Genomic DNA, 12,436 nt, shown 5'->3' on the forward strand with positions numbered 1-12,436 from the left:
CCGCGCGACGGTGTCGTCCGCATCGATCGACCGGATGATTCCTCCTCGTGCCGCCGGGCCGCGGCCGAGTTTACCCCCGCCCGACCGTGGTCCAGAGTGGACCGGTCTGCCTACGATCCGGTACGTGTCGGGTGCGAAGGACGGGCTCACGGTCATCGTCGTCGGGGTGGATGGCACCCCGTCGGCGATGAACGCCCTGGCCTGGGCGGCGGGGTTGGCGCGCCGCGAGCAGGCGCGGCTGGTGCTGGTGTACGTGGAGGCCCTCGCCGGGCCCGCCTACTGGAGCGGGGTGAGCGTCGCGGGCGCGCAGGAGGCGGCGGCCGCGTACGCCGACGAGCTGCGCCTGGACGCCACCCGCTACCTGGACCCCGCGGGCATCCCGTGGGAGGTCGTGCACGTGCGCGGCGATCCGGCGCGTGGTCTGGAGTCGGTGGCGACCGAGGTCACCGCCGACTGCGTGGTGATCGGCCGGTCCACACACGGGCGGGTCGGGCGCACGCTCATCGCCGACGCGGTGTGCCCGGTCGTCGTGGTGCCGTGACAGGGTGGCCGCATGGACAGCGCGACCGTCACCGGCGAGGACTACAGCGAGACCGACCTGCATGAACAGACCTGGGAACGGCGCACGTTCACCGATTGCGACTTCACCGGCGCGGACCTGCGCGGCCTGACCACCGCGGGCTGCGCGTTCGTCGACTGCCGCTTCACCCGCGCCGACCTCGGCGAGTCCCGGCACACCACGAGCGCGTTCCGCAACTGCGTCTTCGACCGCACCACGCTGACCGACGCGACGTTCACTGGCTGCACCCTGATCGGCTCGACGTTCACCGACGTGCGGTTCCGGCCGTTGACGATCACCGACACGGATCTGACGCTGGTCAGCCTGTCCCGGGCGGCGCTGTCCAAGACCTCGCTGAAGGGCCTGCGGTTCCGGGAGGCCAACCTGATCGAGGCCGACCTGCGCGAGACGGACCTGCGTGCGGCCGACCTCACCGGCGCCCGGCTGACCGGCACCCGCCTGGGCGGGGCGGATCTGCGCGGCGCGCGGCTGGACGCGGACGCGTTGGTGCAGGCCAACCTGCGCGGCGCCCGCGTCGACATCGACACGGCCATCTCGTTCGCGGCGGCACACGGGTTGGTGCTCGACTAGCGCGTCGGCGATGCCGTGTCGCCGGGACGGCCCTGGGGCGTCCCGGCGACATCCGGGCGCTAGCGGTTCGGGGCGGAGCGGTCGTCGACCTCGATCAGGTAGCCCTTGTCCAGCAGTTCCGCGACGGAACGGGCCAGCAGGTAGGCGACGCCGCCGCCGGGCTGTTCGAACCACGGGATGGCCACGCCGGTGAGCGCCTCGGTCGGTTTGACGACCCGGTAGGCGCGGTACGGGCGGTTGACCCAGTCCGGGACGAGGGAACGCCGTTCGAACGGGGTGCCCGCGGCGTAGGTGAGGTTGCCCGCCGTCTCGCCGTAGCGGTCGATCTCGGTGCCGGGAGCAAGCTCCAGCAGCTGCTTGCCGCGGAACAGGGTGAGCGGAGGCTCGCCGGGGCGGGGCTGGATCGGCCAGTCCTGCGGGCGGCGCGAGGTCGGCTCGGTCCTGGTCGGCGGGCGCACGGGCTCGGTCTTGCGGGCCACCGGCCGCGGCTGGGCGCGGCGGGGGGTGACGTCCTCCTCGTCGTCGTCGAAGAGGGGGACGGGGGCGGGCACCGTGGCGGCGGGCTCGGGCCTGGCCACGTCCAGGACGAGCTTGCCGATCAGGAACGCGGCCGCGTCGGCGACGTCCTCGAACACGGCGGGGGCGACGAACTGGCCGTCGAACCAGCCGACGCGCCAGCCCTCGCCGGTCTGCTCCATGGTCCAGGCGGAACCGGCGGGGGAACCGATCCGGTACCGGGACTCGGGGACGCCCAGCGCGCCGAGCCGGGCCCGCAAGCGCTCGACGGCTGCCGCTGGGGACTCCTGTGAGGGCAGGGCGGCCGCGGGGGGACGCTTGGTCTCCGCGGTGGGGGTCCAGTGCCTGGACTGGGGCGCGTGCTCGGCACGATGGCCGGTGTCCGTGTGCTGGATGCCCTCGCGCCGCGCCGGGGCGGTCGGGCCTTCAGCGGACCAGCCGGTTGCCTGCTGGTTGGCCAACGCGCCCGGGGCGGGCTGGGGTCCGGACCAGTCGGCATTCGCGACCTGTCGGATGTCGACGGGCTGTTGGGCCGTGGCGGGAATGCTCGCCGATTCGGCGACGGCGCGTTCCGGAAGGCGAGTCACCGCGGGGATGTCCGCGTTTGCCCGGCCTGGCAAGGAATCGGACCAACCGGGGGCTTCTGTTTCGCCGGTTCGGGACTCGGCAGGAGTGACGCCCGGTGTCTGGCGAGCGGGGTCGCCGGATTCCGCGTGCTGCGGGTTGGACTCGGCTGAAGCGGACCAGACATCCGGTGCCTGGCGAGCTGAAATGTCGGGCTCCTCGGCCGATGCGCGGTTCCCGGTGCCTGCCGTGTCGAATTGGGACTGAGCCGAACGGACCTGGTGAACGTCACCGGATTCCGTCGCGGCACGTCGACCGGTGTCGGCCATACCAGGCTGAGGCGCCGTCGAAGCGGCATCCGCCTGAATTGCACGACGCCCTGGTCCCGCGTCGTCATGCTGATTCGACCAGCCCGCGGGGGCATCCGTCGTCTGTCCAGGAATGTCGCTCGCCAGTGCGCGACGGCCGGTGGCCGCCTCGGCGGGGAAATCGGTCAGGGCGCGGCGGCCGGAAACTGCCTCGGTGGGCTGAGAACCGGCCGGGTCGGACCAGTCGGAAGCGGCATCGGCCGACTCCGTGAACGTACTGCCCGCGTTCGTGTTGGTGGGCTGGGACTCGGCCGATCCGGGCGCGGCACCTGTCATCTGGCCTGCCTCGACCGACTCTCCGGAAGCACGACCGCCTGCGTCTGCCTCGCCTGGCCGGGACATCCAACCGTCGGCCATCTGCTGTGCCGGGATGTCGACCGATTCCGGCATAGCGCGGCGGCCGGTGCTCGCCGCGGGCTGGGCCGTCGGACCGGCTTCCATCGTCTGGTGAGCAGGGCTGTCGGCCTGCTCGGCCGCAGCGCGACGGCCTCCGGTCGCCTGACCGGACCAAGCGTCCGTCATCTGGTGGGCGCGAATGTCGGGCGACTCCGCAGCGCGTCGGCCTGCGGGCTCGGCGTTGGAGCCGGACCAGGTGGGAGCAGCATCCTGGGTCTCCGCCAGAGCTCGGCGACCAGAGGCTGCCTCGGTGGGCTGGTATTCGGCGTCCATCGCCTGATGGGCGGGAACGTCAGTGGACTCCGGGCCTGCATTCACGTCGGCAGGCCCGGACCAGCCGGAAGCAGCATCCGAAGCCTGGTGGACGGGAATGCCCGCAGGCTCAGGATCCGCGTTGACATGCTGGAGTTCAGCCGAGCCGGACCAGGTGGACGCGGCATCCGAAGCCTGGTGGGCGGGAGTGTCACTGGGCTCCGAGAAAGTGCCCGAGTTGGCAGGCTGGGACTCGGCCGGACCGGACCAGGTGGAGGCATCATCCGCCTGGTGGGCGGGAATGTCCGTGGGCTCGCGGCCAGTGTCTGTGTTGGCAGGCCGGGACTCGGCCGGGCCAGACCAGGTGGAGGCAGCATCTGTCTGGTGGGCGGGAATGCCAGCGGACTCCGCCAAGAAACCGCAGGCATCCGCGTTGGCAGACTGGGACTCTGCCTGGCCGGACCAGCCGAAAGCAGCATCTGTCTGGTGGGCGGAAACGTCAGTCGACTCTGGCAGAACACGCCCGGTGTCCTGGGACTCGGCCGAACCGGACCAGGTAGACGCGGCATCCGTTGCCTGATGGGCGGGAATGTCAGCGGACTCCGACAGAACAGTGCCCGCATCCGAGTCGGCAGGCCGGGACTCGGCCGAGCCGGACCAGGCGAAAGCGGCATCCGATGCTTGATGGGCGGGAATGTCGGAGGGTTCCGGCAAAGCATGGCCCGTGTCCGCGTTGGCGGATCGGGATTCGGCTGGGTCGGACCAGCTCTGGCGGGCCGGAATGTCGGTCGACTCCGGCAACGAGTGGCCGGGGTCCGCGTTGATGGGCCGGGGCTCGGCCGGGCCGGACCAGGCGGATGCAGCATCTGCCTGGTGAGTGGGGAAGTCGGTGGGCTCGCGGCCAGCGTCTGTGTTGGCAGGCCGGGACTCGGCCGGGCCCGGCCAGGTGGACGCGGTATCTGTTGCCTGGGTGTCGGTCTCGGCCAGGGCGCGGCGGCCGGAGGCCGACTCGGTGGGCTGTGCGGTGGACCACGCGTGGCTGGGTTCGGGGTGAGTGGCCGGGTCGTCGGGCTCGGGTGTGTGGTGGCTGGTGGGCGTGGACCAGTCGGGAGTGGTCTCGGCGGGCTGGGAGTCGGACCACGCGGAGGTGGTCGGCTCGGCGGTGGACCGGCTGGACGTGGGTTCCGCGCTCGGGGACTGCGTGGAGTCGGCGAGGGCGCGACGGCCGGTGCTGGGCGCGTCCGTCCAGTCGGGGCTGGGGTCGGCAGGCGGCTGGGTGAGTGAGTCCGCCGTGGGGTCGGCGAGGGCGCGGCGGCCTGTCGCCTCCGGGGAGGACGTCGCCGGGGTCCAGCCGGTCGGTTCGGTGGTGAACCAGTCGTTGGCGGGTTCGGGGATGGCGCGTTCCCACGGGGCCGGGGTGGCCGTGACGCTTGGCACCTGGTCGGTGGGGACGGTGAAGACCGGTTCGTCCATCCCGGGGGGTGCCGACCGCCACAGCGTGGGATCGGCGGGCTCGCCCGACTCGGCCATGGGCTGCCACTCGGGTCGGGACTCGACCGGGGTGGACTGCTGACCGGGCTCAGCCGCACCGAGCTGCCAGTCGGTCCGCGAGTCTGCGGTCTGACCTGCGGAAGGCGCCTCGCGGAGGGCGTCACCGGGCTCGGACCCGCCGAACCGCGCAGCGCCGACCGGGGTGGGCCCGTCCTCGAACCTCGGCTCAGCGGTTCGTCGGCCTGAGTCGGGGACGTCACCAGGCTGCCAGGCAGATCCGCCCGGTTCGGTCGCGGACGCATCCGCGTCAGGTCGCCAACCAGCGCCAATGGCCTCGTGGCCGGGGCCGGAGGACTGGTGACCGGCTTCAGCGGCCTCCGCCGAACTCGCCACCGACTCCGAGCCGGGCGACCGACGACCGGGGTCGCCTGCGACCCCGCCGGGCTGCCAGTCGGAAGAGGCGTCAGCGGTCTCCGGGCCAGAAGATCGGCGACCGGGGTCGCCGGCGATTCCGTTGGGCTGTCGGCCGGAACCGGCATCCTCGATCACATGCGCTGCGGACGTCGGATCGGAGGATCGGCTACCGGAGTCGCTTGCAGTCGGGTCGGGCTGCCAGTCGGGGGTGGGGTGTGGGTCGAGGTCTGAGTCGGTGGGGAGGCTGGTCGGGGCGTCGGGGTGCCAGCCGGTGTCCAGGGGCTCGGTGGTGGGACGGTCTTCGAACCGTGGGGTCAGGGGTCGGGGGTCGGCGAGGTCGTCGTCGTCCAGGTCTGGGCGGGGGCGGGGTTCGGCGTGGGCGTGGCCGTTGCGTTCGACGGGGGGTGTCGACTCGGCGGACTTCGGGTCCCACAGGAGGGGCATGTGGGAGATCACGCCCAGATCGGTCGGGTCGGTCGGGTCGGTGTGCTCGTCGTCCTCGGCCGTGGGGGCCCACGGCGAGTCCTGGTCGACCGGTTTCGGGGTCCAGCCGGTGGTCGGGGGCTCGTCCACGGCCGAGTCGACGGGGCCCCAGGGGGGCTGGTCCTGCGCGGCAGGGGTCTCGGGTTCGGGCAGGCCGACCTCGGCGGGGGCCCACGGCTGGGCCTCCTCCTGCTCGGCGGTGCCGTCGAAGGCCCAGGAGCGTTCCGGGGTGCGGGACCACGGCGGTGGCGCCTGCTCGGTCCCCGATGGGGTGAAAGCGTCGAACGGGGTGCCGTAGATGGCGGCCTGGCCTGCCTCGGCGGTCTCCCGGTCACCCGTCGCGGTGAACGCGTTGGCGATGTCGACGGCGGGGCGGTCGGTCGGCTCCTCCGGGATCCACGGCGACTGCTGGTCCTGGTCCGACTCGGTGAGGGACTCCATCGGCCTGCCGGACCCGGTCATCGCCGCGCCGACCTTCGGCTGCGCGGAGCGGGGGTCCGGCAGCTTCGGCGAGCTGCTGACCCGGGACGACTGTCCACCGCTGGAGCGCGCGCCGGTGTCGTCGGCGCGGGGGCGGGGGGTGCTGCTGTCGGGGATGCCCGCGCCACCGTCGTCGAACGGTCGCCCGGAGCCGTTGTTGCCGTGGTCGGGCCCACCCTCGATGTCGTCATCGGGTGCGTAGGCCGCGGCCTCGCCGGACTCCGACTCCGAATGCACCGACTCGGGTGCGCCCGCCCCGGAACGCGAGTGGGGTGCATCGCCGAACTCGGACCCGGACAACGCCGACTCGGGTCGCCCGGAGCCAGGCGCGTCGCCGAACCCAGGGCTCGGCGCAATGCCCTCGGAGTGCACCGAGCCAGGTGCGCCAGCGAACCCGGAACCTCCCGAACCGGAGTACATCGGGCCGGGAACGTCACCGAATCCGGAGCCAGCCGGGCCCGAATGCACTGAGCCGGGAGCTTCACCGAATCCCGAGCTTGCCGGGCCGGAGTGCGCCGAACCAGGGGCTCCAGCGAACCCGGAGTCAGCGGAGTCGGAACGGATCGAGGCAGGAGCCTCACCGAACCCGGAGCTTGCCGGACTGGAATGCACCGAACCCGGGGCGCCAGCAAACCCGGAGTCTGCCGGGCCGGAATGCACCGGGCCGGGGGCAGCACCGAAGTCGGGGCTGGTCGACTCGGGGTGGGTCGGTGCGCTGGTGAAGTCGGTGCCGGGGCGCATCGGGCCGGGGGCACCTGCGAAGTCGGGAGAGTCGGTGCTCGCGGCGTCGGCGTGCGGCGGGCCGAACGGGCCGGGAGGCGCCTGGTCAGCGGCGTCGAACCGAGGGATGGCGTACCCGACTGCCCCGGGACCGCCGAGACCGGACGCGCCGGGGCCTGCCGGACCCGCACTCCCCAGACCGGGGCCCGCGGGCTCTCCTGGTCCAGGACGGTTCGGCCGCGGCGCGCGGCCGCGGCTCAGGAACACCGCGGCGTTCTGGCAGGTCAGCTCAGCGATCTCCGGCAGCTCGAAGCCTGCCCGGCGGATGTGTTCCACCAGGTCGGGCTCCGGCGGTACGCCGTGCGCGCGCAGGTAGTAGTTGACCGCCGCGGGCCAGATCCACGTGCCGTCGGTGTGGAAGGCGACCGGGACGGCCTGCCTGCCCTCGTCGTCGAGGTGGTCGGTGTCCATGCCGCGGACCGGCAGCGCGAGCGGTGCGCTGTCCAGGTAGTGCAGCAGGTCGTCGGCGTCGTTCACCGGCGGTCGGTTGACCGAGGGCCGACCGCCCGGCCCGGGCGCGTCGAAGATGCGGGCGACCCGAAACGGCGGCTTCAGCTCGGCCATCCGGCGCACCACCCACTCCGGGACGTTCGCCTCGTCGCGCGGGAAGGTGCGCAGGTCGTCGGCGTAGGCCGGGAGCGGCGGCGGAGAGGTCCAGCGCGGCTCGTCGCGGTCGTACTCCAGGTTGTAGGCGGATGGCTGGTCGAGCTGGTAGCGGGCGTTGAACCAGGTGCCCCGGCCCTCCCGGTACATGCCCGCGCGGAGCCTGCCGAACAGCATGGCGATGTCCGGGGACACCTTGATGTCCTCGTCGGTCCCGTCGCCGAGCGTGACGCGACCACCCGCCTCCAGGTAGCGGCCCAGGGCGCGGTACTCGACCACGATGCTGGTCCACCGCGCCGGTGCGGCCCGCAGCAGCGCCAGCCCGATCTGCTTGACCAGGGCGTCCTGTTCGGTCGGGTTCAGCTGCGTCGGTAGTGCCACGGTGACATCTTCTCCTGCGAGCATGCCTTCGGCATACGGTGGATCCAACGGGGCCGGTCTGCCTGCGACAATGACATAATCGTTACCGGCCTGTCGGCCCCCTGGGGCACAGTGGCCACGTGCTGGGGACTTACCGCCGACTTTTCACCATTCCGGGGCTACCCCGGTTGCTGAGCTGGTCCCTGTTGGGCAGGCTGCACTTCCCCGGCACGCCGCTGGCGATGACGTTCCTCGTCGCGGGCTGGACCGGCTCCTACGTCGCCTCGGGTGTGGTCGCCGGGGGCTACAGCGTCGGCATGGCGGTGGGCGGCCCGGCGCGTGGCCGGTCAGCCGATCGGGGGGACCCGGTCCGGTTACTCCTGGTGATCTCCGCGGTGTACGCGGCGGGGTTGGCGGCTGTGGCGCTGCTGCCCGAGGTGCTGCCCGCGCGGCTGTGGCCGGTGGTGGCGGTGCTCGCGTTCGCGGTGGGGCTGGCGCAGCCGCCGGTGATCCAGATCGGGCGGGCGGCGTTCGCCCGGTTGATCGTCGACTCGGACACCCGGCAGTCGGTGTACACGGTCGAGGCCACCATGCAGGAGTCGACGTGGGTGGTCGGGCCGGTGCTGGTGGCGGCGGTGGTCGGCGCGGTCGACGCGCGGGCGGGTGTGCTGCTGTGCGCGGGGCTGGCGTTCGTCGGTCCCGCCGGGTTCGCGTACGCGCTGCACCGGGTCGGGCTGCGCGCGCCTGCCGAGCGGGCGGGCGGGGCGGGTGGTCCGCTGCTGCGCGCCCGTGGGCTGCGGCCCGCGCTGATGATGTCTCTGTGCATGTTCGCGCCGCTGGCGGCGGTGGACATGGCGATCGTGGCGTGGTCACGCGACAGCGGCCTGCCCGCCGTGGCCGGGGTGCTGGTGGCGGTGTGGTCGGCCGGGTCGGCGGTGGGCGGGCTGGTGATGGGCGGGCGCCCCGGCGAGGCCCGGCTGGGGCTGCGGACGCTGTTGATGGCGTTGGGGCTGGTCGCGTTGATCCCGGTGTTGCCGCCGGTCACGCCCGGTTCGCCCTGGCTGATCGGGGTCGTGCTGGCGGTGGGCGGGGCAGCGGTGGCGCCCGCGCTGGCGGCGAACAACCACCGCATCGGCGAGCTGGCGCCCGCGGGTCGGACCGCGGAGGTGTTCGGCTGGGTGATGGCCGCGTCCACGCTCGGGTCCTCGCTGTACCTGCCGGTGGCGGGCTGGCTGCTCGACCACGGCGGCCCGGCGGCGACCGCGGCCGGGTCGGCGGTGATCGCGGGGACGGCGGCGGCACTGTCGCAGGCCGTGCCCGTGCCCGGTCGGGGGCCGGTCCTGGCATGACGGCCGGGACACTGGGCACCTACCGCAGGCTGTTCGCCGTCCCCGGCCTGCGCGGCCTGTTCACCTGGGCGATGTTGGGCAGGCTCTACCTGCCGGGCACCCCGCTGGCGTTGACGTTCCTGATCGCGGGCTGGACCGGCTCCTACGTGGCCGCGGGCGTGGTCGGCGGCGCGTACACCGTGGGTGTGTCCCTTGGCGGGCCGCTGCGCGGGAAGTCCGCCGATCGGGGGGACCCGGTCCGCCTGCTGGCCGGTCTCGTCTCGCTGTACTCGGTGACGATGGTGCTGCTGGCCTTCCTGCCCACGCTGGCGCCCGCCCGACTGTGGCCGCTGGCGACGGCGGTGGCCTGCCTGGTCGGCCTGGTGCAGCCGCCGGTGACGCAGATCGCCCGCGCCGCCTACCCCCGGTTGATCACCGACCCGGGCGACCGCCAGTCGATGTACGCGGTCGAGGCGACCGTGCAGGAGTCGCTGTGGGTGGTCGGGCCGGTGCTGGTGGCGGCGGTGGTCGGGGTGGTGGACCCGCGCGCCGGGGTGCTGTTGAGCGCGACGCTGGCGGTCGTCGGGTCCACCGGGTTCGCCCGCGCGCTGCACCGAGTCGGCCTGCGCACCCCGGTCGAGCGGCCCGCCGGGTCCACCGGTTCGGTGCTGCGCGCGCCGGGGCTGCGGGCCGCGTTGACCATGGGGCTGTGCATGTTCGCGCCGCTGGCCATGGTCGACATGACGATCGTGGCGTGGACCAGGGACACCGGTCGGCCCGCGGCGGCGGGGCTGCTGGTGGCGGTGTGGTCGATCGGGTCGGCGGTGGGCGGGGTGGTGGCAGGCGCCCGCTCCGGCACGGCCCGGCTGGGGCTGCGCACGCTGATGATGGCGGCCGGTTTCGGGATCCTGGTGCCGCTGCTCCCGCCGGTCATACCGGGTTCGGTGTGGCTGCTCGCGGCCGCGCTGGGGATCGGCGGGCTGACCGTGGCGCCCGCGCTGGCGGCGAACAACCACCGCGTCGGCGAGCTGGCGCCGGAGGGCCGGACGGCCGAGGTGTTCGGCTGGATGATGACCGCCGCGACACTCGGCTCGTCGTTGCTGCTGCCGGTGGTGGGGTGGCTGCTCGACCACATCGGGCCCGCGGCCGGTGTGGGGGCCGCGACGGTGGTCGCGATGATCGCCTCGGGGCTGTCGTTGGCGGTGCCGGTACCGGGGCGGACGGCCGTTCCCGCCTGACACCTGGGCTATTGGTGTCACCGTCACATCCGTGCCAACCTGCTCCGGTCCCCCTGGTGAAGGAGCCACCTTGTCCGACGGCGACCTCGCGCCGCACCTGACCCGCCTCGGCCTGCCGGACGACGAGATCCGCGGCTACCTGTACCTGCTGCGCACCGGCCCGTCCACGGTCGACGAGGTGGCCGTCGGGCTGGCCGAGCCGAGGGCGGACGTGCACGCCGCCGCGCGCGCGCTCACCGACGCCGGGCTGGTCGGCGCGTGCGGCCCGGACGGCGACCTGATCACCCCGGTACCGCCCGCGTCCGGGCTGCAGATCCTCAGCCGTCGTCGCGAGTCGGAGCTGGAACAGGCCAGGGTGGCCACGCTCAACGCCTACGACACGTTCCGCCGCGCGGTGTCCCCGCAGCGCACCGACGACCTGATCGAGGTGGTCACCGGGACCGCGATCGCGCAGCGCATCCAGCAGATGGAGCTGAGCGCGCGCGCCGAGATCCGCAGGCTGGACTCACCGCCGTACTTCACCGAGGGGCACGTCAACAGCGCCGAGCTGGAGCAGCTGGCGCGCGGCGAGGTGACCTACCGGGTGGTGTACGCGCGCGCCTCGATCGAGGACCCCGGCCGGTACGCGCAGAACATCCAGCCTTGTGTCGCGGCGGGTGAACAGGCCAGGGTGCTGCCGGAGGTGCCGGTGAAGCTGACGATCGTGGACCAGCAGTTCGCCACCGTGTCGTTGCCGGTGGCCGAGGCGGATGTGAACCGGTCGCTGCTGGTGGTGCGGCCGAGCAGTCTGCTGTCGGCGTTGATCGGCCTGTTCGAGGCGTCCTGGCGGCTGGCGGTGCCGCTGCACGCGGGCACGCGGGCGTCGTCCCCGGTGCAGCCGGTCGAGCAGCGGTTACTCGGGTTGCTGGCGGCGGGCGCGAACGACGACTCGATCGCCCGGCAGCTCGGGGTGAGCAGACGGACGGTGTTCCGTCACCTGCAACGGTTGATGGACCACGCGGGTGCGACGTCGCGGTTCCAACTGGCCGTGCACGCGGTCCGACACAGGTGGATCTGACATGCGGACGATCGCGGCAGTGGCGTCGGTTCTGGGCGGTGTCGCGCTGGCACTGCAGAGCAAGGTCAACGGCTCTCTCGGGCATCACCTCGGCGACGGGTTGTTCGCCGCGTTGATCTCCTTCTTCGTCGGCCTGGTGCTGCTGGCCGTGCTGGTACTGGCCGTGCCTGCCTGGCGCGGGGGCGGCCGCCGGTTCGCCGACGCGTTGCGCACGCGGAAGCTGCGGCCGTGGCAGTGCCTGGGCGGCATGGCGGGCGCGTTCTACGTGACCACGCAGGGCCTGACGGTGTCGCTGCTGGGCGTGGCGATGTTCACCGTGGCGGGCGTGGCCGGGTCGGTGGTGAGCAGCCTGCTGGTGGACCGGGCCGGGTTCGGGCCCGGCGGGCCGCGGCCGGTGACGCCGACCCGGGCGGTCGGCGCGGTGCTGGCCGTGGCCGCGGTAGGCGTGGCGGTGTCCGACGAGCTGGGCACGCCGAGCCAGCTGTGGCTGTCGCTGGTCCCGGCGCTGGCAGGCGCGGGCATCGGCTGGGCGCAGGCGGCGAACGGGCTGGTCGGCGTGGCCACCCGGAGTGTCGCGTTCGCCTCGCTGGTCAACTTCGGCATCGGCTTCGTGTTCCTGGTGCTGGCCTGCGGCGTGGACGCGCTGGTGCGCGGGCTGCCCAAGGCGCCGCCCACCGACCCGGGCCTGTACGCGGGCGGGTTGCTGGGCGTGGTGATGCTGCTGGCCACCGTGTTCGCGGTGCGGCACATCGGCGCGTTGATGGTCGGGTTGTGCGCGATCGCCGGGCAGATCGTGGGCGCGGTGGTGCTCGACCTGTTCGCGCCGGGTGCGTCCGGCGGCATCGAGACGACGACCCTGGTTGGGGTGATCGTCACGCTGGTGGCGGCGGGCGTGGCCGCGGTGCCCAGCGGACGTGGCCGCGTGCGCTCGGGCGCCCGGGTGGAACAATGACCGC

7 protein-coding genes are annotated in these 12,436 nt (G+C 73.3%); 6 read left to right on the forward strand and 1 reads right to left on the reverse strand.

All coding sequences use genetic code 11. From position 1 onward, the window contains the following. The first annotated feature begins 124 nt into the window (after positions 1-124). Together C503_RS46775 and C503_RS0113270 are read left to right on the forward strand one after the other, a co-directional pair. Positions 125-541: a universal stress protein gene (locus C503_RS46775; RefSeq protein WP_018682700.1), complete on the forward strand. Its 417-nt coding sequence runs from the start codon at positions 125-127 to the stop codon at positions 539-541. A 12-nt stretch (positions 542-553) separates the two neighbouring features. After that, positions 554-1,150, forward strand: a complete 597-nt coding sequence (locus tag C503_RS0113270) for a pentapeptide repeat-containing protein (protein ID WP_018682701.1) — start codon at positions 554-556, stop codon at positions 1,148-1,150. 59 nt (positions 1,151-1,209) lie between these two features. On the opposite strand, the gene C503_RS47830 is transcribed toward C503_RS0113270, so the two are convergent. Further along, positions 1,210-7,902 carry a glycohydrolase toxin TNT-related protein gene (locus C503_RS47830; protein WP_245572480.1) on the reverse strand — a complete coding sequence of 2,231 codons (6,693 nt, stop codon included), beginning with the start codon at positions 7,900-7,902 and terminating at the stop codon, positions 1,210-1,212. Positions 7,903-7,997: 95 nt separating this feature from the next. On the opposite strand from C503_RS47830, the gene C503_RS48490 reads away from it, so the two are divergent. The 4 genes from C503_RS48490 to C503_RS39250 all read left to right on the forward strand — a co-directional run bounded on the left by C503_RS48490 (position 7,998) and on the right by C503_RS39250 (position 12,432). Further along, a complete protein-coding gene (locus C503_RS48490) occupies positions 7,998-9,206 on the forward strand; it encodes an MFS transporter (protein WP_033400578.1) in 1,209 nt (402 codons plus the stop codon). Further along, positions 9,203-10,423, forward strand: coding sequence for an MFS transporter (locus C503_RS0113285; RefSeq protein ID WP_018682703.1), 1,221 nt, complete (start codon positions 9,203-9,205; stop codon positions 10,421-10,423). The genes C503_RS48490 and C503_RS0113285 overlap by 4 nt, the downstream gene beginning before the upstream one ends. Positions 10,424-10,493: 70 nt before the next feature. Further along, positions 10,494-11,480, forward strand: a complete 987-nt coding sequence (locus tag C503_RS0113290) for a helix-turn-helix transcriptional regulator (RefSeq protein ID WP_018682704.1) — start codon at positions 10,494-10,496, stop codon at positions 11,478-11,480. Position 11,481: 1 nt separating this feature from the next. Further along, the gene (locus tag C503_RS39250; RefSeq protein WP_018682705.1) at positions 11,482-12,432 is read left to right on the forward strand and encodes a DMT family transporter; all 951 of its coding nucleotides are present in this window, start codon (positions 11,482-11,484) and stop codon (positions 12,430-12,432) included. Positions 12,433-12,436 lie beyond the last annotated feature (4 nt).

Source organism: Actinokineospora enzanensis DSM 44649 (genome assembly GCF_000374445.1).
GTDB classification, from domain to species: domain Bacteria; phylum Actinomycetota; class Actinomycetes; order Mycobacteriales; family Pseudonocardiaceae; genus Actinokineospora; species Actinokineospora enzanensis.

Excerpts from the sequence above, each read along its gene's own strand:
- C503_RS47830 (WP_245572480.1), bottom strand. The coding sequence starts at position 7,902 with ATGCTCGCAGGAGAAGATGTCACCGTGGCACTACCGACGCAGCTGAAC.
- C503_RS39250 (WP_018682705.1), top strand. The coding sequence starts at position 11,482 with ATGCGGACGATCGCGGCAGTGGCGTCGGTTCTGGGCGGTGTCGCGCTG.
- C503_RS0113270 (WP_018682701.1), top strand. The coding sequence starts at position 554 with ATGGACAGCGCGACCGTCACCGGCGAGGACTACAGCGAGACCGACCTG.
- C503_RS0113285 (WP_018682703.1), top strand. The coding sequence starts at position 9,203 with ATGACGGCCGGGACACTGGGCACCTACCGCAGGCTGTTCGCCGTCCCC.